The 22186-nt window shown below is 61.2% G+C and carries 24 protein-coding genes; 15 read left to right on the forward strand and 9 right to left on the reverse strand.

Annotated elements, in window-relative coordinates:
• Positions 1-80: 80 nt before the first annotated feature.
• Entirely contained in the window at positions 81-350 is a 270-nt protein-coding gene (locus tag GR197_RS22395) for a hypothetical protein (protein WP_164013534.1), read from the reverse strand.
• A gap of 189 nt (positions 351-539) precedes the next feature.
• Positions 540-1157: a DUF1236 domain-containing protein gene (locus GR197_RS22400; RefSeq protein ID WP_164013536.1), complete on the reverse strand. Its 618-nt coding sequence runs from the start codon at positions 1155-1157 to the stop codon at positions 540-542.
• Positions 1158-1444: 287 nt separating this feature from the next.
• Between GR197_RS22400 and GR197_RS22405 the strand changes: the two genes are divergently transcribed.
• Positions 1445-2089: an MBL fold metallo-hydrolase gene (locus tag GR197_RS22405; protein ID WP_164013538.1), complete on the forward strand. Its 645-nt coding sequence runs from the start codon at positions 1445-1447 to the stop codon at positions 2087-2089.
• Between the two features lie 62 nt (positions 2090-2151).
• Here GR197_RS22405 and GR197_RS22410 read toward each other — a convergent pair whose 3' ends face one another.
• From GR197_RS22410 to GR197_RS22425, 4 genes are all read right to left on the reverse strand, one after another.
• Entirely contained in the window at positions 2152-2493 is a 342-nt protein-coding gene (locus GR197_RS22410) for a tRNA-binding protein (RefSeq protein ID WP_164013540.1), read from the reverse strand.
• A 10-nt stretch (positions 2494-2503) separates the two neighbouring features.
• Entirely contained in the window at positions 2504-3331 is an 828-nt protein-coding gene (gene proC / locus GR197_RS22415; protein WP_164013542.1) for a pyrroline-5-carboxylate reductase, read from the reverse strand.
• A 1-nt stretch (position 3332) separates the two neighbouring features.
• Positions 3333-3833 (reverse strand): YbjN domain-containing protein, encoded by a 501-nt coding sequence (locus GR197_RS22420; protein WP_003541709.1) that lies wholly within the window; start codon positions 3831-3833, stop codon positions 3333-3335.
• Between the two features lie 492 nt (positions 3834-4325).
• On the reverse strand, positions 4326-4586 hold the full coding sequence (locus tag GR197_RS22425; RefSeq protein WP_164013544.1) for an accessory factor UbiK family protein: 261 nt from the start codon (positions 4584-4586) through the stop codon (positions 4326-4328).
• Positions 4587-4788: 202 nt separating this feature from the next.
• Between GR197_RS22425 and lgt the strand changes: the two genes are divergently transcribed.
• The 6 genes from lgt to GR197_RS22455 all read left to right on the forward strand — a co-directional run bounded on the left by lgt (position 4789) and on the right by GR197_RS22455 (position 10772).
• Positions 4789-5637, forward strand: coding sequence for a prolipoprotein diacylglyceryl transferase (gene lgt, locus GR197_RS22430; RefSeq protein ID WP_164013546.1), 849 nt, complete (start codon positions 4789-4791; stop codon positions 5635-5637).
• A gap of 19 nt (positions 5638-5656) precedes the next feature.
• Positions 5657-6757, forward strand: a complete 1101-nt coding sequence (locus GR197_RS22435) for a class I SAM-dependent methyltransferase (RefSeq protein ID WP_164013547.1) — start codon at positions 5657-5659, stop codon at positions 6755-6757.
• Between the two features lie 111 nt (positions 6758-6868).
• Entirely contained in the window at positions 6869-7663 is a 795-nt protein-coding gene (gene pgeF, locus GR197_RS22440) for a peptidoglycan editing factor PgeF (protein WP_164013549.1), read from the forward strand.
• Between the two features lie 5 nt (positions 7664-7668).
• Positions 7669-8820 carry a M24 family metallopeptidase gene (locus GR197_RS22445; RefSeq protein ID WP_164013552.1) on the forward strand — a complete coding sequence of 384 codons (1152 nt, stop codon included), beginning with the start codon at positions 7669-7671 and terminating at the stop codon, positions 8818-8820.
• 86 nt (positions 8821-8906) lie between these two features.
• The gene (locus tag GR197_RS22450) at positions 8907-9734 is read left to right on the forward strand and encodes a hypothetical protein (RefSeq protein WP_164013554.1); all 828 of its coding nucleotides are present in this window, start codon (positions 8907-8909) and stop codon (positions 9732-9734) included.
• A gap of 105 nt (positions 9735-9839) precedes the next feature.
• Positions 9840-10772, forward strand: a complete 933-nt coding sequence (locus GR197_RS22455) for a ribose-phosphate pyrophosphokinase (protein WP_007631088.1) — start codon at positions 9840-9842, stop codon at positions 10770-10772.
• Positions 10773-11118: 346 nt separating this feature from the next.
• Here the strand turns inward: GR197_RS22455 and GR197_RS22460 are convergent, their stop codons facing one another.
• Positions 11119-12657: a hypothetical protein gene (locus GR197_RS22460; RefSeq protein WP_164013556.1), complete on the reverse strand. Its 1539-nt coding sequence runs from the start codon at positions 12655-12657 to the stop codon at positions 11119-11121.
• Positions 12658-13002: 345 nt separating this feature from the next.
• Between GR197_RS22460 and GR197_RS22465 the strand changes: the two genes are divergently transcribed.
• From GR197_RS22465 to GR197_RS22485, 5 genes are all read left to right on the forward strand, one after another.
• Complete coding sequence (locus tag GR197_RS22465) at positions 13003-13611, forward strand: 50S ribosomal protein L25/general stress protein Ctc (RefSeq protein ID WP_164013558.1); 609 nt, start codon at positions 13003-13005, stop codon at positions 13609-13611.
• Between the two features lie 187 nt (positions 13612-13798).
• Positions 13799-16150, forward strand: coding sequence for an EAL domain-containing protein (locus tag GR197_RS22470; RefSeq protein WP_164013560.1), 2352 nt, complete (start codon positions 13799-13801; stop codon positions 16148-16150).
• Positions 16151-16163: 13 nt separating this feature from the next.
• Entirely contained in the window at positions 16164-16877 is a 714-nt protein-coding gene (locus GR197_RS22475) for a substrate-binding periplasmic protein (protein WP_164013562.1), read from the forward strand.
• Between the two features lie 89 nt (positions 16878-16966).
• On the forward strand, positions 16967-17698 hold the full coding sequence (gene pth, locus GR197_RS22480) for an aminoacyl-tRNA hydrolase (RefSeq protein ID WP_164013563.1): 732 nt from the start codon (positions 16967-16969) through the stop codon (positions 17696-17698).
• Positions 17695-18156 (forward strand): GNAT family N-acetyltransferase, encoded by a 462-nt coding sequence (locus tag GR197_RS22485; protein ID WP_164013723.1) that lies wholly within the window; start codon positions 17695-17697, stop codon positions 18154-18156. The genes pth and GR197_RS22485 overlap by 4 nt, the downstream gene beginning before the upstream one ends.
• Before the next feature lie 8 nt (positions 18157-18164).
• On the opposite strand, the gene clpS is transcribed toward GR197_RS22485, so the two are convergent.
• Positions 18165-18476, reverse strand: a complete 312-nt coding sequence (gene clpS, locus GR197_RS22490; RefSeq protein WP_164013565.1) for an ATP-dependent Clp protease adapter ClpS — start codon at positions 18474-18476, stop codon at positions 18165-18167.
• 315 nt (positions 18477-18791) lie between these two features.
• On the opposite strand from clpS, the gene ychF reads away from it, so the two are divergent.
• Positions 18792-19895 (forward strand): redox-regulated ATPase YchF, encoded by a 1104-nt coding sequence (gene ychF, locus GR197_RS22495; RefSeq protein WP_164013567.1) that lies wholly within the window; start codon positions 18792-18794, stop codon positions 19893-19895.
• An 18-nt stretch (positions 19896-19913) separates the two neighbouring features.
• Here ychF and GR197_RS22500 read toward each other — a convergent pair whose 3' ends face one another.
• Positions 19914-20993 (reverse strand): hypothetical protein, encoded by a 1080-nt coding sequence (locus GR197_RS22500; RefSeq protein ID WP_164013569.1) that lies wholly within the window; start codon positions 20991-20993, stop codon positions 19914-19916.
• Between the two features lie 193 nt (positions 20994-21186).
• Here GR197_RS22500 and GR197_RS22505 point away from each other — a divergent pair, with 193 nt between their 5' ends.
• Positions 21187-21651 (forward strand): MaoC family dehydratase, encoded by a 465-nt coding sequence (locus GR197_RS22505; RefSeq protein WP_164013571.1) that lies wholly within the window; start codon positions 21187-21189, stop codon positions 21649-21651.
• Entirely contained in the window at positions 21648-22115 is a 468-nt protein-coding gene (locus GR197_RS22510) for a MaoC family dehydratase (RefSeq protein WP_164013573.1), read from the forward strand. Before GR197_RS22505 ends, GR197_RS22510 begins: the two co-directional genes overlap by 4 nt.
• The last annotated feature ends 71 nt before the right edge of the window (positions 22116-22186 follow it).

Here is a 22186-nt window from a genome sequence, read left to right on the forward strand (position 1 = left end):
GATTAGCTCAGCAATTCAAAGCGTTACGGCGCCGCACGGCCCAAAGACGCGCGGCGCGAAGCTGAACGCCGGCCGGGCATTTACCGATGCGCCCGCGACATGACCAGTCCGGCGAGCGTCGACAGAATGCCGCCGCCGATCAGGCCGCCGATACCGTCGGCGATCAGGCCGGTCACAGCCGCCTCCCCGCCAACCATGCTGAGCAGCATGCCGCCGCCGATGCCGCCGATCGCGCCGGCGATCGTACGGGCGACGACGTTGATCGCATTCTGCTTCAAGGCGGCGCTCGCAGCATTGCCGCCGATGGCACCGGCAATCAACTGTGTGACGAGTGGAAGTAGCGCTTCCATGACTTTCCTCCTCTGGCGATCTCCCCGATCGCCGTTTATATGCCGAACCTTCGGCATGTTAGCATTTTATCATATTCAGGAGGAAAGCGTTAAGAAAAAATCAACCCATGCGGGAGGCAAGGGATGAAGCAGACGGGGCTGGAAACGAGGCTGCCAGCCGACCGCCTCGTTGTGTTTTTACCGGTTACATCACTGATAAACGTAGACGATCCGGCGTGTACCGGGATCGACCAGCACCGGCCGATCGTTGATCCTGGTATAGCGATACTCGTAATCCGGGATCGTCTGGAAGGTGACGTCGCCAGGGACTTCGGCGCCGACGACGACATCGCCGCCGAGCTGCACCGTCTGGCCGGGATTGGCGTCGATATAGGTGCGGACCGTTTCGGGCGGAGTAATGGTCTCGACAGCCCCGACCGGGCCGAGCAACTCATCGCCCGGCGCCGGCTGCGGATCAACCGGGACGACACTGGCGGTCGATTCGTAGGTCACGACGGGAACGCCGATCTCGGCGCGGTGCTGTTCGACGATGACCTGGCTGCCGCCTTGGTCGACCTGCAGATAATCGGCATACACCCAGCCGCGCATGCCGTTGACGTCGACACGGCACCAGCGGCTGCCTTCGATGCAGCCATCAAGCACCGCGGTCGAGCCGCGCGTGGCAAGACCAACTGCCGGATATTGCGGGCCGGGGCCGGCGCGGACGTTGAGATCGTTGACGGTCGTCGCCGTCATCTCCGCCTGCGCAAGGCCACCGGTCGCCAGGAGCGCGACCCCCGCCAGCAGAATGTTTCTCTTCAAGGTCATGTGAGCGTCTCCTTAGTTTCGATGGGCTGACAACGCGCGGCATTCCACGATGTTCCCAGGCGCTCCGCAGTGCAAAGCGCTACGCTCAGTCGGCATTAGGCAAGCGATTGAATTTTTAGGATAAAATCCGATTTCAATGACATCCAGCGACAGGGTGGAGATCCATAAACTCTTGTTTCAGCGCGTCTTTTTGCCGTGAACCGCGCCTCTAAGGCAGAAGATTCCGGCTGTCCTTCGCACGGTTTCGGACTATACCCTGAGCATCCGAGACACCAAGCGAGGCACTTATGGGCATGCTCCAGGCCGGCATCATTCCGGTGACACCCTTCCAGCAGAACTGCACGATCTTCTTCGATGCAGACACCAAGGAAGGCGTCGTCGTCGATCCGGGCGGCGATGTGCCGCTCATCCTGCAATCGATCGCGGAGAACGGTTTGGTCATCAAGGAAATCTGGCTGACGCATGGACATCTCGACCATGCCGGCGGTGCCACCGAATTGAAGGAGGCCCTCGGCATCGACGTTGTCGGCCCGCATCAGGACGACCTGCCGCTGCTGCAGCGGATCGAGACCCAGGCTGAAAAATACGGCATATCGGGCTTGCGCAACACCCTGCCCGACCGCTGGCTGAAGGATGGCGACAAGATCGCGTTCGGTACCCACGAATTCGAGGTCTACCACACGCCCGGCCACGCCCCCGGCCACGTCATCTATTTCAACCGGACGCAGAATTTCGCCCATCTCGGCGACGTGCTCTTCAATGGCTCAATCGGCCGCACCGACCTGCCGGGCGGCAATCATCAGCAGCTTCTCGATTCGATCCGCGACAAGGTGCTGCCGCTCGGTGACGACGTCGGTTTCATCTGCGGCCACGGCCCTGGCAGCCGCATCGGCGACGAACGGCGAAGCAATCCGTTTCTAAAGGGTATTTAAGCCGGTGAAGATCCGGCAAGAGCGCATCGGACGAAAAGCCGATGAATGGTGTGAGCTTACGCTCACATTATCTTGCTACCGTTCGGCACCGGCCGTTCGACGGCAGCAAGCACGATCGCGCCGCTCTCATCCTCGAAGCCCAGCGTCAGTACCTCCGAGCGGAACGGCCCGATCTGGCGTGGCGGGAAATTGACGACGCCGAGCACCTGCCGGCCGATCAGGCTTTCCGGCGTATAATGCACGGTGATCTGGGCCGAGGATTTCTTCGTGCCGATCTCGGGACCGAAATCGATCACCAGCTTGAATGCCGGCTTTCGCGCTTCCGGAAAGGGGCTGGCCTCGACGATCGTACCGACACGGATGTCGACACGCTCAAAATCGGCGTAGGTGATCTCTTCGGCCATATCGTCTCCGTCAGCCGGCCAGCTCTTCGGCCCGCTTGCGCGCCGCCGCCAGCGCTGCGTCGAACAGAGGCTGCATGCCGTCTTCGGCCATCAGCACGGCGAGTGCCGCCGCCGTCGTGCCGCCGGGAGAGGTCACATTCTGCCGCAGCCGCGAAGCGTCGTCGGGGGACTGGTGCAAGAGTTCACCAGCCCCCGCGACTGTTTCCCGCGCAAGACGCATGGCGAGGTCCGCCTGCAAGCCGAGTTTACGGCCCGCTTCCGCCATACATTCGACGAGATAAAACACATAGGCAGGACCGCTGCCCGAAAGCGCCGTCACGGCATCGATATCGGCCTCTGCAGGCACCCATTCGACCGGACCCGAGACGCTGAGAAGGGAATGGACACGCTCGCGCTGCAGATTGCTCACCCCCGAATTGGCAAAGGCGCCGGTGACGCCGCGCCCGACCATGGCCGGCGTATTCGGCATGGCCCGCACCATGGCGGCTTTGCCCAGATGTTTCTCGAGGAAACCGAGCGTCTTGCCGGCCGCAACCGAGACGACGACAGTTTCCGGCCCGACGACACTCTTCACCGCCGGCAACACCGTCTCCATTACCTGCGGCTTGACCGCCAGAAACAGCACGCTTGCCTTCAAATGCGCCGGAGCCGCGATCACATGGGTCGCGCCGGCCTCGTTGATCGTCGCCAGCATCGCCGGCGACGGGCTGGGATCGACGACAAGAACGGCCGAGCCCGGAACACCGCTTTTCAGCCAGCCGGAGAGCATCGCCCCGCCCATGTTGCCGGCACCGATCAGGACGACGGGGTTTGTCGAGGAAAAAGCGTTCGCCGGCATCTTATGCCTCGCCGACTGTTTCGAACAACACGGCTTCCATCGCCTTCGTCGCTTCCATGCCGGACCAGACGACGAACTGGAATGCCTGGAAATAGGCTTCGCAGGTGTCGAGCGCGCTGGAAAGCAGCACTTCGACCTGGCGATTGGTCGGCTCCGCGCCGCCGGCAAGCAGCAGCGATTGGCGGAAAATGACGACATCTTCCTGGCGCCAGAGGTCGAAATGCCCCATCAGCACCTGCCCATTGATCGCCGAGAGCAGCTTGACCACCTCGTTGACCCTGATGTCGGGAACTTTGATATCGAAGGCGCAGCCAAGGTGCAGCGCCTCGAATTCCTCCATCCAGGAGAAGGAGACGTGGTAGTCCGTCCAGCGCCCCTCGACCGTCATCGCGATCTCGTCCTCGCCGGACCGTTCGAACGACCAGTCGTTGTTGGAGGCAACGTACTCGATCATATCGACCGGGTTCGACTGACGCTCGACTTCCAATTCCATCAGGTTCATGCAGCACCTTCTTGACCGGAACGAATGCGACCTAACTTGGTGTACACACACAAGAAAAGACACACGCAAATACCGGAACCACCACTCGGATGATCGTTGAACCGCTGCCAGACTTAACGCAGATAACCTGCCCGGAGCTTACCAAGTCACTTCGAATCATCATTTAAAATCAGTGTATAATGCGCCTTGCCCCCTGCCAGCCCCCTGAGGGGAAAATAGGCCGGACCACTGTGGAAAGGCTCTTCGAAATTCAATTCAGAAGGGAGAATAAGCGACTCTGCGAATTGGCTTTTTTGGCAGTGTCCACAGGTGGAAAAACTCACCTGAATTTTTTGTGACGGATGCGGTGTGTGGCACGAAGGCAACGCCGCATCTGCGTCATATCGGGACTTTCAGCCATGTCGCGCAAAAGTGTTCAGCGGCTTTGCGCGACATGCGGGAAAACGAAGACCTGAAGCGCACGGAGCGAATCTAAAAAGACCGCGACGCGCTTTAGTGACCGTCGCCGGCAAGCCTCGCCTCGAGCGCCGCGATGCGGGCGGCAAGCGCCTCGTTCTCGTCGCGCGCCTTGATCGCCATCTCGCGCACCGCCTCGAACTCCTCGCGCTTGACGATATCCATGCTGTTCAGCCAACGCTCCGCCTGAGCGTTGAAGGCGGTCTCGATCTCCTTGCGGACGCCCTGGGCGGCGCCGGCCGCATCGGTCATCAGCTTGGCGAATTCGTCCATGATGCGGTTCGTTCCGGTCGTCATGGCGGTTTTCTCCCTTCGCATGAGGTGAATTCAGCCCTTCGGGGCCTCGAAGATTGAGGTAGGGCTTCGCTAGCCGCGATGCAAGCGCTTTGCATGGGATAACCGTGGCTGAACCGGCTGCGAAAGGGCCATCACGAACAATGGACTTGACCGTCCGGGATCGCGGCGGCATGTTCCGCGCAAACAAACAGGTGGGAAAACCTTGCCGACAGCAGCCAATCTCCTTGCCATCATGCCTTTCCCTGACATCGATCCGATCGCCTTTTCGGTCGGCCCGTTGGCGATTCATTGGTACGGTCTTGCTTATGTCGCCGGCATCCTGCTCGGCTGGGCCTATGCGCGCCGCCTGGCCGCCAATGACGGACTCTGGCCGGGCAATGTCTCGCCGATCTCACGGACGCAGCTTGACGATTTCATTGTCTGGGCAGCCCTTGGCGTCGTCCTCGGCGGTCGTCTCGGCTATATTTTCTTCTATGATCTCCCCGCCGTCCTGCGCAGTCCCGTGCGCGCGCTCGAGATCTGGAACGGCGGCATGTCCTTCCATGGCGGCCTCACCGGCACGACGATCGCCATGATCTTGTTTGCCCGCCGCAACGGCATCCCGATCTGGAGCTTGTTCGACATCGTCGCCACTGTCGTTCCCTTCGGCCTCTTCTTCGGCCGCATCGCCAATTTCATCAATGGCGAGCTCTGGGGCCGGTTGACCGACGTGCCCTGGGCCGTGGTCTTCCCGAGCGGCGGTCCGTTCGCCCGCCACCCAAGCCAGCTTTACGAAGCCGGCCTCGAAGGCATCGTTCTTCTGCTGGTGTTGGCCGCTCTCGTTTACGGCATGCGCGCGCTGAAAAGCCCCGGCTTTATCACCGGTGTTTTCGTCTGCTGTTATGCGCTGTCGCGCATCTTCGTCGAATTTTTCCGCGAGCCTGACGCCCAGCTCGGTTACCTCCTCGGCACGAACTGGCTGACTATGGGCATGGTGCTCTCCTCCCCGATGATCCTGCTTGGCCTCTGGGCGATGCTCAGAGCCCGCCGCCAGGCTGCGCTGCAGCTCTGAAAATTCCAGGACGCGCGACATGACCACCGCTCTAGGCGAAAAGATCAAGGCGATCATCCAGGCCAACGGCCCGATCAGCGTCACCGATTATTTCTCGCTCTGCCTGGCCGATCCCGAACACGGCTATTACCGCACCCGCGAGCCCTTCGGCCGTTCGGGTGATTTCGTTACCGCGCCCGAGGTCAGCCAGATCTTCGGCGAAATGATCGGCGTCTTCATCGTCCATGCCTGGCAACGTCATGGCGCGCCGGCGGGCGTCCGCCTCGTCGAGATCGGCCCCGGCCGCGGCACCATGATGGCCGACATGCTGCGCGTCATCTCCCGCATCGCCCCGCCGCTTTTCAACGCCATGACCGTGCATCTCGTCGAAACCAGCGAACGCCTGCGCGACGTCCAGGCCCAGACGCTCGAAGCTTACGGCGAAAAGATCGCCTGGCACGACGGCTTCGACGAAGTGCCGCCAGGCTTCACGCTGATAGCCGCCAACGAATTGTTCGATGCCATCCCGATCCGCCAGTTTGTCCGCATGCCGACGGGTTTCCGCGAGCGCATGATCGGCATTGATGCCGATGGCGCGCTGAGCTTTGCCGCCGGCGTCGCAGGCCTCGATCCGGCCCTTCTCCCCGAACCGGTGCAGAACCTGCCGCTCGGCACGCTCTTCGAGATATCACCTGCCCGCCAGGCCGTAATGATGGCGATCTGCGAGCGGCTGCGCGCCTCCGGTGGAACGGCGCTCGCGATCGACTATGGCCATCTCGTCACCGGCTTCGGCGATACGCTGCAGGCCGTGCGCATGCATGAATTCGACCCGCCGCTCGCCCATCCCGGTGAAGCCGATCTGACGAGCCATGTCGACTTCCAGCAGCTCGCGGAAACGGCGCTTGCGGCCGGCGTTCATTTGAACGGCGCCCTGCATCAGGGTGATTTTCTGAGCGGCCTCGGCATCCTCGAGCGTGCCGCTGCCCTCGGCCACGATCGCGAGCCGCAAACCCAGCAGGTCATCCAGACGGCAGTCGAACGGCTCGCCGGCGCCGGTGAAGGCCGGATGGGCGAACTCTTCAAGGTGATGGCGGTCTCTCATCCCGCAGTCGACCTCATGCCCTTTCGTCCGGTGGATTGACAGGGCGCACGCGGCTGGTTCAACATCCGCACGAACAAGAACTTGAAGCGCGCCGCCTGTGCGATGCGCTCGGGATAATAACAAACCCCTTAAAAAACCCCGGAATCACAGATGCAGGACGCGGCCTCTCCCGCACCGATCGAAAGCGCGCTGCTGAACGACGCGGCGGGCAGCACTATCCTCCACGGTTATTTCACCCGAGCCGGAGGCGTTTCCGAAGGGCTGTATCGTGGCCTCAATGTCGGCCTCGGTTCCAGTGACGAACGCGACAAGGTTTTGGAAAACCGCCGCCGCGTCGCCGCCTGGTTCGACCTGCCGGTCGAGCGGCTGGCAACCGTGCATCAGGTCCATTCCCCTGATGTCGTGACGATCGATGCCGATTACGACGGCGCTCGCCCCGAGGCGGATGCGATGGTAACGCGCACCCCCGGTATCGTGCTTGGCGTGCTTGCCGCCGATTGCGGGCCGATCCTGTTTGCCGACCCGGACAATCGCGTCGTCGGCGCCGCCCATGCCGGCTGGAAAGGCGCGCTGACGGGCGTGCTCGAAAATACCATCGCCGCCATGGAAGCATTGGGCGCCGACCGCACGCACATTGTCGCCTGCCTCGGCCCCTCGATCAGCCAGGCAAGTTATGAGGTCGGCCCCGAATTCGTCGAGCGCTTCGTCGCCGGGAACCCGGCGGACGCGCGTTTTTTCGTACCGTCCGAAACGTCCGGCCGCGCCATGTTCGACCTGCCGGCGCTGACCGTCGACCGGCTGACGAAAGCCGGCGTACGCGCCGAAAGCCTCGGCCTTTGCACCTATCCGGACAGCGAGCGCTTCTTTTCTTACCGCAGGACGACACATCGCAAGGAGCCGGACTACGGCCGCCAGATTTCCGCGATAGCAATCAGGGAGACGTAAGCAGAATGGCACTGCACTTCGAAAAGGCCGAATTCGCAAGCCGGCTTGCGCGCCTCACCGAGAAGATGAAGGAAGAAAAGCTCGACGCCCTGCTGCTCTTCGCTCAGGAAAGCATGTATTGGCTGACCGGCTACGACACCTTCGGCTACTGCTTCTTCCAGACGCTGGTTGTCAAGAGCGACGGCACCATGGCGCTGATCACCCGCTCTGCCGATCTTCGCCAGGCCAGGCATACCTCGATCCTCGAGGACATCCATATCTGGGTCGACCGGATCAACGCCGATCCGACACTCGACCTGAAGAACCTGCTGGTCGAGATGGATCTGCTCGGCGCCCGCATCGGCGTCGAATATGATACGCACGGCATGACCGGCCGCGTCGCCCGCCTGCTCGACGCGCAACTGACCACCTTCGGTCAGATCACCGACGCTTCCTACCTCGTCAGCCGCCTGCGCCTCGTCAAAAGCCCGACCGAGGTCGCCTATGTCGAGCGCGCCGCCGTCCTCGCCGACGATGCGCTCGATGCCGCGATCGGGTTGACAAAACCCGGCGCCGACGAGGCCGATATCCTCGACGCCATGCAGGGCGCGATCTTTTCCGGCGGCGGCGACTATCCCGCCAACGAGTTCATCATCGGATCCGGCGCCGATGCCCTGCTTTGCCGCTACAAGGCCGGCCGCCGCAAACTCGACGCCAGCGACCAGTTGACGCTCGAATGGGCAGGCACTTACGCGCATTACCATGCCGCCATGATGCGCACGATCGTCATCGGCGAGCCGATGCAACGCCACCGCGAGCTCTATAATGCCTGCCGCGAAACCATCGAGGCGATTGAGACCGTTCTGAAGCCCGGCTACACCTTCGGCGATGTCTTCGACATGCATGCCAGGATCATGGACGAGCGCGGCCTCGCCCGCCACCGGCTGAATGCCTGCGGTTATTCGCTCGGCGCCCGCTTCTCGCCCTCCTGGATGGAGCATCAGATGTTCCATGTCGGCAATCCGCAGCCGATCGAGCCGAACATGTCGCTCTTCGTGCACATGATCATCGCCGATTCCGACACGGGCACCGCGATGACGCTCGGCCAGACCTATCTGACGACGGCGGATGCGCCACGCGCGCTGTCCCGCCATCCGCTCGATTTCATCGGTCTTTGACCCTTGAGAATCCGGAATTGACAGACGCCTGCCCCCACCCGCATAAATTTGGGCGGGGCTGATGCGATGGGAAGGACGGAAAAGGGATGACGCGAGCTGCGATTGTGCCCACGCTCCTGGTCGTCACGGCGCTGCTGACCGCCTGCAATACCACCGATGCGCTGACACCGCAGGTCGATATCGGCGATTCTTCCGGCCGCGCGTCGTCGAGTCCGGTGACGCAGAGCGAGGCCGAGGATCTGGCGGGCTCCCGTCAACGGGTCTTCGCCGGAAATTCGCAGCCGCGCACCTACCATCCAGCCTATGATCAGTCGCAGCAAGCCTATCGGGCGGGCACCGGCGCACCGCCGACGACAATGCAGGAGCAGGCAGACGCCCTGTCGCGGAGCAGTTCCTCGCCCGCCGCCTCCGCCCCGATCGAGGGACAATCGCTGCCACCGCCGGCCTCCGACGGACAACAACTTCCCGCACAGTCGACGCAGCAACCGGCCGAGGCGCAACAGCCGCAACAGACCGCCGCTCTCAACGCCGGCGCCTCCTCTAGCCGGGGCAACACGGTGCGCTTCCTGCCGATCATCGGCGCACCGGTGCAGGCGGTGACGCCGCTCTCGCGCCAGCTCGGCGCCGAGGCCCGCGCGCACGGCCTTTCCATCAAGAGCTCGACAGACGCGAGCAGCGACTACATTCTCAAAGGTTATCTCTCCGCCTTCAGCGACGACGGCAAGGTCACCGTGGTCTATGTCTGGGACATTCTCGACAATGGCGGCGGCCGCCTGCACCGCATCCAGGGGCAGGAAAGCGTGCCAACGGCGGCGGCCGACCCCTGGGCGGGCGTTCCTGCCTCGGTGATGCAACAGATCGGCTCGAAAACCATCGCGGAATTCTCCTCGTGGCGGCAGGCGCAGGGCGGTTAGTCACAAACTTTTTGCAAATATGAATGCCTGTGGCGCCTTTCCCCTTGCATTCACGGGGAAGCTGGCTAAAAAGCGCGGCTATCAGCGCATAACAGGCGGACCAAAATGAAGGTTTTCGCAGGCAATTCGAACCGGCAACTCGCCGAAGCGATCTGCACCTATCTCAACGTTCCCTTGGGGAGAGCCAGTGTTCGAAGGTTTGCCGATCAGGAAATCTTCGTGGAAATCCAGGAAAATGTGCGCGGCGAGGACGTTTTCCTCGTACAGCCCACCGCCTTTCCCGCTAACGACCACCTGATGGAACTGCTGATCATGATCGACGCGATGCGTCGGTCCTCGGCCCGCCGCATCACCGCGGTGCTTCCCTATTTCGGCTATGCGCGTCAGGACCGTCGGGCTTCAGGCCGCACGCCGATCTCCGCCAAGCTGGTCGCAAACCTCATTACCGAAGCCGGCGCAGACCGCGTCATGACGCTCGATCTTCATGCCGGGCAGATCCAGGGCTTCTTCGATATCCCCACAGACAATCTCTTCGCCATGCCCGTGCTGACGCGCGACATCAAGAGCCATTACGACCTCAGCAACGTCATGGTCGTCTCACCCGATGTCGGCGGCGTGGTTCGCGCCCGGGCGCTTGCCAAGCGGCTGGACTGTCTTCTCGCCATCGTCGACAAGCGTCGCGATCGGCCGGGTGACTCAGAAGTCATGAACATCATCGGCGACATCACCGGCAAGGACTGCCTGCTGATCGACGACATCGTCGATTCCGGCGGTACGCTCTGCAACGCGGCCGACGCGATGTTGGCCAAGGGGGCCGCCAGCGTTACCGCCTATATCACCCACGGCGTTCTCTCTGGCGGCGCCGTCACCCGCGTCACCTCCTCGAAGCTTCGCGAACTCGTCATCACGGATTCGATCCAGCCGACCACGGCCGTGCTCTCGGCGCACAATATCCGCATCGTGACGACGGCGCCGCTGATCGGCGAAGCCATCAGCCGAACGGCCCAGGAAGAGTCCGTCTCCAGCCTCTTCGATTAAAAAGAGCCGGCATTTGACCGGCTCTTTCAATCTCTGCATCAGATGGATCAGGCTATTTCCGATTCTCCCCGCACGCGGGGCGAAAGGATGTGTCGCACCGGCTTTCCGTACCCTCGACGCTGCGTTTGGCACGTCCCCTCGCCCCGTTTACGGGGGTCCGAAGGACGGGTCGAGACCAGCGGCTCGACCCCGGTCGCGAGCTAGCTAGGGCGAGGGCAGCCATCCGCGAGAACCGGACAGCAGTCGCACTAGGCGGTGGATGACGCCGGGTAAAGAACGGAGTTGGTCAACAGGCTGAAGCCGGCACAAGGCCGGCCTCTTTATTTCTTATCCGGATTGATAACGCTCAGGGCTGCTGCGGCGGTACCGCGTCCTGACCCTGATCCGGCTCCTGCTCCTGGTCTGGCTCCAGGCCCTGCTCTTGATCCGGACCGTCCGGCCCCTTGACCACCTGCCCGTTGACGGCGATCGCGCCATCGCGGCTGATGCTGATATCCCAGCGCGAGCGTCCATCCGCATCGGTCTTGGCAAAGCCCTTCACCATCATGATGCCGAAGGAGACCTGGTTGAGATCAGGATCCGTCTTGGCAAGCTCCTGGACCGCGGCGATCGTCTTGTCGAGATCGCGGGCAAGGATGGTCGCCTCCATCGAATAGTCCTTCTGGCTATCGACTCGTCCTTCGATCTTGCCAGTCATGTCGATATCGTAGACATCCGACTTGGCGCTGATCTTCGGAAATTCGACTGTCAGCTGGCCGTCGCGGAAGAGCTTCTTGCCCATCTCCTCGCCGCTCGTCTCCGGTGCCTTGTCATTGAAATCCATCGCCATGAAGGCATCGCCAAAACTTGCGAAATCCAGGTTAGGAACAGCAAGCTGCAGATCGAAGCTGGTCGGCATGAAGGCCGAATAGCTTGCCGGCATCAACGGGCTGTCGAGGCTGATGTCTTGCGCATTCATGCCGAAGCCGAAACGCATGGCGTCGCTCGGCCCATCCATGGCGACGTTATAGCCGAACGCCTTGACGCCGCCATTGCCCATCTGGGTGTTGACGGTCAGATTGTTGACCCCGATCGTCTCACTGAACGAGGTGAGAAGTGGGAAGGCCTCCTTGAGGATTCCCTTGATCTTGCCGCTGTTTTCGGGGCTCAACTCCTTCTCTTCGACATGATCGAGAATGAAGAAGACCATCTCGCGGATCTGCTTAACCGGCAGGTCGTTCACCTTGGCCTCGACATTGATCGAGTCGGCACGGATTTCAACGGGCGGCATCTGCGCGCCGGAAACCTGCTCGACGAAAGTCGACATCGAGCCGCTGCCCGTAAGATCGATACGCCCGTTGCCGCCTGCGCTGTCCGTCGAACTCAGCTTCTGGTCCATGCTGGCGATGCTGGCGTTGACTTCGTCGGTGTCGGATTTGCTGGTGAGCTTGATGTCCTTGGCCGTAGAGGTGCCGGAGCGCAGATAGCTGATCGCAGGGTCGAAGACGCCGGCGTAAACAAGCGACGCGATGGAATAGGAGAAATCCGTCGGCTTCTCGTCCTTGCCCTTGAAATGGCCGGAGACGTTGAATTTGTTGTCACCCTCGATGTTCCAGAGGCCGCTATCGAGCGGTGTGGCGAACGTCGAGAACGGCGCCAGGCCGTTGATCGTGAACGTCGCCGGATCGACCTTGGTCAGCAGCTTCGCCAGATCGTAGATGATCTCGTAGCGCGTGCCCGCCGGATTGACGGTGACCAGGCCGCTCTTCGCCAACTCCTTGGGAAGCAGCTTCGTCAGAGTATCCTTGACCGCATTGGCGCCGTCCTGGTTGATCTCGACGCTCTGCGCCGTAGTGACAAGGCAAAGTGCCAGCAAGCTCGTTGCCGTGACAAGTTTGAGACGCATAGTCCGATTTCTCCTCAACCGCTTTTTGAATGCGGCATCCAAAGAGGTGAAGCGCGCCGATGTCAACCTCGACCGCAGTGGGAATAGCAATTTTGCCGCTTCCATCACCGTCGATGTCATCACTCGATGTCGAGTGCAGCTACGCTTGCCGAAGGGCGGATACCAGCGGAAAACACCCTCAATCCGTAACTTGCGTTTCCGAGCGACTTATAATATAGGCCACCGGTCCGCGTAGACACCCTTGGAGGCAATGCGGATGAGGTTGGGTCATACCCGCCTCCGGTTCGTCGGAGCAAGGCTTTTGCCCGCCGTCGAACTCTCCAAATAACCTCGAAAGGAATAGCCATGAGCCAGGAAACTTACGAGCTCAAGGCCGAGGCGCGCGAACGGGTTGGTAAGGGGTCCGCCCGTGAACTTCGCCGCAACGGTTTAATTCCCGCTGTCATCTATGGTGACAAGCAGGCCCCCATTGCCATCGCTCTCAACACCAATGAGGTGACGAAGCGCATTCATGCCGGTGGTTTCATGACCACCGTGGCGACGATCGAAGTCGACGGCAAGACGTACAAGGTTCTGCCGAAGGACTATCAGCTCGATCCGGTCCGTGACTTCACGATGCATGTCGATTTTCTGCGCGTCTCCGGCAACACCCAGGTGACCGTCGAAATCCCCGTTCACTTCATCAATGAAGCGAAGTCCCCGGGCATCAAGGTCGGCGGCGTTCTGAACATCGTTCGCCATGAAGTCGAAGTTCATTGCCCGGCCGATGCGATCCCTGAATTCTTCAACGTTGACCTCAACGGCAAGAAGATCGGCGACAGCATCCATATTTCGGAAGTCACCCTGCCGAAGGGCGTCACCCCGGTCATCGACCGCGACTTCACGATCGCGACCATCATTGCCCCGGCCGGCGGCATTGACGAGACCGCTGCAGAAGGCGGAGCCGAAGCCTGATCGCTTCGACCAATTTGTAAAGCATATGGCCCGCTTTCCCCTGGAGAGCGGGCTTTTCATTGCCCAGCAAAGGCCTGCGTTTCAGCAAATTTAATATATTCGTGAAAGCATGCCCCGTCAGCTGCGAAGAAGCCTGCCCGAACACGCAGCAGCAAATTTGGCCGGCCTGGGGGAGTAGACGGAACCGATGAACAATTCCGTTGAGAACAGATTTTTTGCGATAGTTTGCGGAGCGCTGCTTGTTTTTGTCGCTCCCCTCTTTGTTCTCTTCCTTTTTCTTTCCTCGGAACGAGCCGACAAGGAAATACGCGATCATATTTCCGTTCTTCTTGTCGCCAATGCCCAGGCGCTGGCAAAGCCGCTCTGGGATCTCGATGAGGAGAGCGTCACCCAGATCAGCGCGACGGTCGTTTCGCAGGGTGCCATCGTCAAGGTCGAGGTGCGCGACCAGTCGGGCCAGCTCGACATCAGTCAGTCCACCATTCCGCGCTCCTTCGACGGCAAGCTCGTCCAGGTGTCGCGTGCCATCATCTACAACACCGTCGACGGTCCGAAGAACCTCGGCAGCATCAGCGTCTATTATCCGGCGCTCGGTCTGTTTTCCGGCCTGAAGCAGGAAGAGGTCGTCTTCATCTCGATCTTCATCTTCGCGGTGCTGACCGTTTTCGGCACCGCGCTGATCGGCAACCGTTTCTTCGTCATCCAGCCGCTGATGCGGCTGACGGCAGCCATCGAGGCCACCCGCCAGCTGGGCTCCCGTCATCATGTCGACTGGCAGTCGAATGACGAGATGGGGCGGCTTGCCCGCAGCTTCAACGAGATGCAGACCAAGCTTGAAAGCGAGGAAAAGGAGCTGAAGCTCGCCCACCGCCGCGCCACCGACATCTATAATTTGACGCCCGCCATGCTCTTCTCGCTCGATGAGGAAGGTCGCATCACCGCCGTCAGCGATTACTGGCTGCTTGCCACAGGATATAACCGCGCCGCCGTCATCGGCCGCAACTTCGCCGATCTGGTCACATCAACCACCCGCGACAAGTTCCTCAAGCGCCGCTTGGCTGAGAGCGGCATGACCGTCACGGTCAAGTTCGTCTGCCTGGATGGCCGCATCATGGACGTCCTCATCATGGAATCGGAGGCGGAAGCCGGCGTTCACGACCGTCTCTCGCTATCGGTCATGACCGATGTGACCGAACTCAAGGCCTCCGAGGATCGCAACCACCGCCAGGCGATCACCGACCATTTGACCGGGCTTCTCAATCGCCAGGGCTTCGAAGCCGTCCTCGACAACAAGATCGCCGCCGCCGACGCGGCAGGCCAGGAGCTCGCCTGCCTCTTTGTCGATCTCGATCGCTTCAAATGGATCAACGACAATATGGGCCATGCCGCCGGCGACATGGCGCTGATCGAACTCGTCGAGCGTCTGAAGACCTATCTTGCCCCCTCCGATGAGGCGGCCCGTCTCGGCGGCGACGAATTTGCCATCTTGCTGCCGGCCAAAGACGCCGAAAAACGCGCCAAGGTGATGTGCGAGCAGATCGCCTCGATCTTCGAAACGCCGTTCGCCCCCGACATGCATCTGAGTGCCTCCGTCGGTATCGCCATCTATCCGCACCATGCTGCAACCGCGGCCGAACTGCTGCAGAAATCCGACCTGGCGATGTATGCCAAGAAACGCGACGGCAAGAATGGCGCGCAGCTCTTCGACAACGCCATGCTCGACCGGGCCCGCAGCCGCGCGGAGATCGAGGCCAATATCGAAGCCGGCCTCGTCGACAACTGGTTCGAGGCCTTCCTGCAGCCGATCGTCAATCTGAACGGTCGCGGTATTGCCGGCTTCGAAGCGCTGATGCGCCTCAACCATCCGCACAAGGGCTTGATGCCGCCGGCCGAGATCATCAGCGTCGCCGAAGAGACGGCAAAGATCGTCCGCGTCGGCAACGTCATCATGGAAAAGGCGATCTGCAATCTCGCCAAGATCTCCCGCATACCAGGCATGCAAGATACCTATCTCGCCATCAACTTCTCGCCGCTGCAGTTCGAGCCGGCGCTGCCGGCCCGCCTCGCTGCCATCGTCGGTCGCCATGGCATCCGCCCCGAGCGAATCGTCGTCGAGATCACCGAAGCCGTGTTGATGCACGACAACCCGCAGATCCGTATGATCGTCACCGAGCTTCGCCGCTTCGGCTGCCGCATCGCGCTTGACGATTTCGGCACCGGCTATTCGTCGTTGAGCTACCTCAACCGCTTCCCTGTCGACATCATCAAGATCGATCAGTCCTTCACCCGCGCCATCAACGACGGTGATGACGACGTGCGCCAGAAGAGCCGCATGCTGATCGAAGGCATTACCACGCTCTCCCACAAGATGAACTGCACCGTCATCGCCGAGGGCATCGAGACCGAAGAGGAATGCCGCACGCTTCACCAGATGGGGCTTGATTATGGCCAAGGCTACCTCTTCCATCGTCCGCAGCACGCAGCCATGCTGATCGAGCAACTGATGGCCTCGGAATCGGCCGTCGCACGCGCCTCATGAAGGAAATGATATGATGAAAAAGCTGCTGCTTCTCGCATGTCTGGCGCTGCCCGGCGCCGCCCACGCGCAAACGGTGACCTTCACCACCGAGGATTACGCACCCTTCAACTATCGCGACGGCAAGGAGATCAAGGGCGCGACGGTCGAGCAGGTCGAAAAGGTGATGGCCGCGATCGGCGTCGACTACACGATCGAGATCATGCCGTGGGCGCGCGCCTTCGGCCTCGCCCGCACGGCGCCGATGACCTGTGTCTTCGCGACCGCCCACAATGGCGCCCGCGACCCGTTGTTCAAATGGGTCGAGCCACTGCTCATCGATCGCAACATCCTGATCACCCGCAAGGGTTCGGGTGTCACCGCCAACAATCTGGACGAGGCGAAGAAATACACCATCGGCACGCAGCGCGAGGATTATACCGAGACGATCCTGAAGGAGAAGGGTTTCACCAAGCTCGATGTCGCCAGCGACTTCAACGCGACGCTGCGCAAGCTGCTCGGCGGACGCATCGACATGATGCCGATCTCCGAACTCTATTTCGAAAAGCTGAAGGCCGACCAGCCGGTGGAAATGGTGACCGTACTTTCCGCCCAGCCGATGAGCATCGCCTGCGAGAAGAACTTTCCGGACGATCTGCTTGTCAGGATGCAGGCTGCCCTCGACAAGCTCATCGCCGATGGCGACCAAAAACAGATCTTCCTGAAATACGGCATGAACCTTTCGGAGTGACGCGGCGGGCGGGCTTGCCCTTTCCGCTTGACTTTGCTTTCGTTTCCGGGTGGTGAACGTGGGCAAAAGTTAAGCGAGGACGACAGGCCATGCTGATCATCGCGGGTCTCGGCAATCCCGGCGGTAAATACGCCGGCAACCGCCACAATATCGGCTTCATGGCCGTCGACGCCATTCATCGGCGTCACAGCTTCTCGCCCTGGTCGAAGAAATTCAGGGCCGAGATCGCCGAGGGCGAGCTCGGCGGCGAGAAGGTTCTGCTGATCAAGCCGCAGACTTTCATGAACCTCTCCGGCGAGGCCGTCGGCGAAGCGATGCGCTTCTACAAGCTCCAGCCCGCCGATCTTGTCGCGATCTATGACGAACTCGACCTTCCCTCGGGCAAGGCACGGCTGAAGACCGGCGGCGGCCATGGCGGCCACAACGGCATCAAGTCACTGGATGCCCATTGCGGCAAGGAGTACCGGCGGCTACGCCTCGGCATCGGCCATCCCGGCATCAAGGAAATGGTGCAGAACCACGTGCTCGGCGATTTCGCCAAGGCCGACAAGGTCTGGCTGGAGCCGCTTCTCGATACCCTCGCCGACAATGCCGACATGCTGGTGCGAAACGAAGATTCGCAACTGATGAACAAGATCGCGCTGGCGCTCGGCGGCAAGGCCGAGGAGGAGAAGCCGCGGAAGGACACCAAGACGACCGAAAAGAAGCCGGCCGGCCAGTCGCATATCCACCAGGCCCGCAATCACAATCAGCCGAAGGTGCTGGCCACCGGCCCGATGGCCGATATTCTGAAGAAGATGTTCGGCAACAAGGGGGAATAAGGCCGGTGCCGGAGCAGAATGTCGCCATCCGCGCCGCCGTTGCAAGCGATCTACCGGGATTGACCCTCCTCTATCAGCATTTGAACCCGGCCGATCCGGTTCTCGACCAAGCCATGGCCGAAGAACGCTTCTCCGCCATCCTCGCTCAGCCCGGCATGACCGTATTCATCGGCTTTGCAGGCGATCTCGCCGCTGCCACCGCCACGTTGATCGTCGTGCCGAACCTGACGCGGAACGGCGCCTCCTATGCGCTGATCGAAAACGTCGTCACCCATGCCGATCACCGCCAGCGCGGTTATGCCGGCGGCGTCATCGGCCATGCTGTGACTGAGGCTTGGAGGGCCGGCTGCTACAAGGTGATGCTGCTCACCGGCTCGACGAACCCGGCAACGCATCGCTTCTACGAAAACTGCGGCTTCGTGCGAGGTAAGACCGGCTTTCAGATCCGCCGGCCCTGAATCCGAACTTATTCCTCCGGCTCCGTCGTGAACATCAACGGAAAGCCCATTTCCTTCGCAAGGTCTATGCCCTCCTTGGCCTTGGTCTCGGCAATATCCCTGGCGCAGACCACGACCACGCAGGAGCCGAGCTTGTGCGCAGTCATCATCACCCGGTAGCCAGCCTCCTCGCTCATACGGAAGACGGACTTCAGGATCACGATGACCAACTCACGCGGGGTATAATCGTCATTGACGAGAATGACTTTGTAGAGCTTCGGCTTGTCCAGCTTCAGCTTCACCTTGGTCTTCGGCTTAAGGGCAATGTCATTGTCACTCATCGGAAAAATCCACCCGTTGACATGGGTCAGGAAATGTCAAAACCATTTCGTCATTGTCGATGACGAGTTTTCGACGGACCGTCGCCGCAATTCCCCGTTTTAAATGCAGCAGCGCCAGTCTGGCATCGAGAGGGTCAAGTGGTAACCGGCATAGTGGCGACATACGCCGTGCGCCGAAATCCCCGTCGCCGTCAAGAATAGGTCAGCACCAATCCATCGGCAAGTGAGCAAGGTAAAAGCTCTCTAAGACTTGACCACATTGCTCCTTTATCCCATAGGCACCAGCAACGAATTTAAGAACAGCAGGTATTCGCCATGGGTTTCAAATGCGGCATCGTCGGCCTGCCGAACGTCGGCAAATCGACCCTCTTCAACGCACTCACCAAGACGGCCGCGGCACAGGCGGCGAACTATCCCTTCTGCACCATCGAGCCGAACACCGGCGAAGTCGCCGTGCCCGATCCGCGCATGCGCAAGCTTGCCGACATCGCCAAGTCGAAGGAGCTGATCCCGACCCGCATCTCCTTCGTCGACATCGCCGGCCTGGTGCGCGGCGCCTCGAAGGGTGAAGGCCTCGGCAACCAGTTCCTCGCCAATATCCGCGAAGTCGATGCCATCGTCCATGTGCTGCGCTGCTTCGAAGACAGCGACATCACCCATGTCGAAGGCCGCATCAACCCAGTCGCCGATGCCGAGACGATCGAGACCGAGCTGATGCTCGCCGACCTCGAAAGTCTGGAGCGCCGCACCGAGCAGACGCGCAAGCGCGCCACCGGCAAGGACAAGGAATCGATGGCGATGCTGCCGATCATGGACGCGTCGCTGAAGCTCCTGAATGAAGGCAAGCCGGTGCGCACGCTGCTGTCGACGCTCGATGCCGAGGAAATCGCAATCCTCAAGAGCCTCAACCTTTTGACCTCGCATCCTGTGCTCTACGTCTGCAACGTCGCCGAGGCCGAGGCCTCCACAGGCAATGAATTCACCGAGGCCGTCGCCGTCATGGCTCGGGAACAGGGCGCTGAGACCGTCGTCATCTCGGCGGCGATCGAGGCTGAGGTCGCTCAGCTTCCCGAGGATGAGGCCAAGGAATTCCTCTCCGCCCTCGACCTTGACGAGGCAGGCCTCGACCGGCTGATCCGCGCCGGTTACAAGCTGCTCCACCTCATCACCTATTTCACCGTCGGCCCGAAGGAAACGCGTGCCTGGACGATCGAGCGCGGCACCAAGGCGCCGCAGGCCGCCGGCGTCATCCATTCGGATTTCGAGCGTGGCTTCATCCGCGCCAATACCATCGCCTATGACGACTACATCAAATACAACGGCGAAGCCGGCGCCAAGGATGCCGGCAAGGCGCGTGACGAAGGCAAGGAATACGTCGTCCAGGACGGCGACGTCATCCACTTCCGCTTCAACACCTGATAGGAATTGGCTGCCGCCTCAACCCGGCGGCAGCCTGTTTGCGATCGCCTGCGGCAGTGCTCGCAGCACCAGCCGCCGAAGCGCCATCCAGCCGGTGCCGATGATCAATACGATCGCGCCGACGACGATCAGCGTCGTGAAGATGTAGGTATCGGCTGTGGCGCTTCCCTGCCGGAAGACGCTGAAGATCGCGACGCCAAGCGACAGCAGCCCCGACGTCACGAAGGCGCGCCGGTCGATGACGAGACCGATCAGCATCAGCGCCGCCACCGTCGTGACGACCACGGGTGTCCGCGCCGACATGTTCCCGACGTCAAAGATACGGACGCCTGCCCCGAACGACAGCAGGGAAACGGTGCTGTAGAGCAGCGCAGGCGCCGCGCCGAGATGCAGCCAGAAAGCGATATCCGAACGCGTTGTCCGCCGCAGCCGGTCGCCGAGATCGAAAAAAAGCGCCAGAGCAAACAGTCCGAGCGCGCACATCAGGGCAACCAGCGCCAGCACGACGGGATGATCGAGGAAAAACGCCGGATTGCCGCTTGCCCATTGCACCAACCGCAACAGCAGGGTGAGGACGAAAGCAAGCGCCGACATGATAGAGAGCGCCAGCGACAGCGGCACGCGGTAGCGGGCATAATAGGCGCCGAGAAGGATCGGGAAACCGGCAACGAACTGCGTCGCCTCCGCTCCGAAGGATTGGGAGGTCGGCGTCCACGGCGGGAAGAAATGGGACATCAGCAGTCCTGTCCAGCAGAACAGCGCGATCGTCAGGCTGACAGCCGGCAAAGCGAGACGCTGGCGGTGCACCAGGATTTCCGAAAGCACGATGATGGCAGGCAGCACAGCATAAAGTGCGGCAAGCCCCCAGAGGCCGCAAAGCGCCACGATGACTCCGATGGTGATCAGCACGTCGTGGAACCCTCGCACGAAGCGCGGCGTCTCCGTATCCGACCAGGCCGGCCCCTCGGCGCTCGTTGCCCGCTCTTCGACGACAGCGACGCCGCGCTCGCTCAAGAACGGCAAGAGGCGCCCGCCAGCCTCTGGCGAAATCAGGTCCTGGCGCACGGCCTCGTCGAGTATAGACCTTAGTTCCGTCATGCCGGTTTATCTCCCCGGAATCATTGAGCCCACGCGGATGCTATTGTAAGCAATAGAGCATGATGCCGAAAAGTGTGAGCGGTTTTCGGGCGACATCATGCTCTAACTCTTTAATGTACAACAGGATTCAGATTTTAGGCTGATCCGGCTAAAATCATCCTGTTCTAGGCGCTGCATATGGCGGGAGAAGCGAATGTCGGCAGAAAAGCTTTCCCTAGAGGATTTTGAGCCCGGTCGACGCTTCGCCCTCGGCCCGAAGTCGGTGCTCGCCGAGGAGATCATCGAGTTTGCAGCGGAATTCGACCCGCAGCCCATGCATCTCGACGAGGCTGCCGGCCGCGCCAGCATTTTAGGCGGGCTCGCGGCCTCCGGCTGGCACACCTCTTCGATGCTCATGCGCATGATGGCCGACAGCTACATCCTGAACGCGCTCTGCGAGGGAGCCCCGGGCATAGACCTGATGGAATGGCGCAAGCCGGTGCTGGCAGGCGACACGTTGCAAGGCCGCTCGACCGTGCTCGAAGCCCGGCCGATGCGCTCGCGCCCCGGTATGGGCATCGTCAAGTTCCGTCACGAGGTGGAAAACCAGCGCCGCGAACTCGTCTGCCTCTCGGAAAATTCGGTCATGATCCGCATGCGCACGGAGATTACAGCATGAGAATGTCCGAACTTTACGCCATCGGTGAAAAGGCCGAGATCGGCAGCTACACCTTCACCGAGGAAAATATCATCCGCTTCGCCAAGCGCTTCGATCCGCAGCGTTTTCACGTCGACAGGGAAGCAGCCAAGGATACCCTCTTCGGCGGCCTTTGCGCTTCGGGCTGGCACACCACCGCCGCTTGGATGCGGACCTTCCTCGCCTTCTGGAAAAGCCAGAGCGTCGCCCTCGCGCAAAGGGGCATGACGGCGCCGAACCTCGGCCCCTCACCCGGCTTCCAGAAACTGCAATGGCTGCGGCCGATCTTCCCAGGCGACGTCGTAAGTTACTCCGTCGCCCTCCTCTCCAGCCGGCCGCTCGCGTCGCGGCCGGGCTGGCACCTCAACGCCATCCTCTGCGAGGGCGTCAATCAAAACGGCGATCCCGTCATGCGCTTCGAAAGCGGCGTCTTGGAATTCGACTGACGCCGCGTGTGGAATGCCTAAAGCGCGTCGCGATCTTTCAGATTCGCTTTTCGCGCTTTAGCTCTGTGTTT

This window comes from Rhizobium phaseoli (genome assembly GCF_010668805.1).
In the GTDB taxonomy this organism is placed as follows: domain Bacteria; phylum Pseudomonadota; class Alphaproteobacteria; order Rhizobiales; family Rhizobiaceae; genus Rhizobium; species Rhizobium phaseoli_A.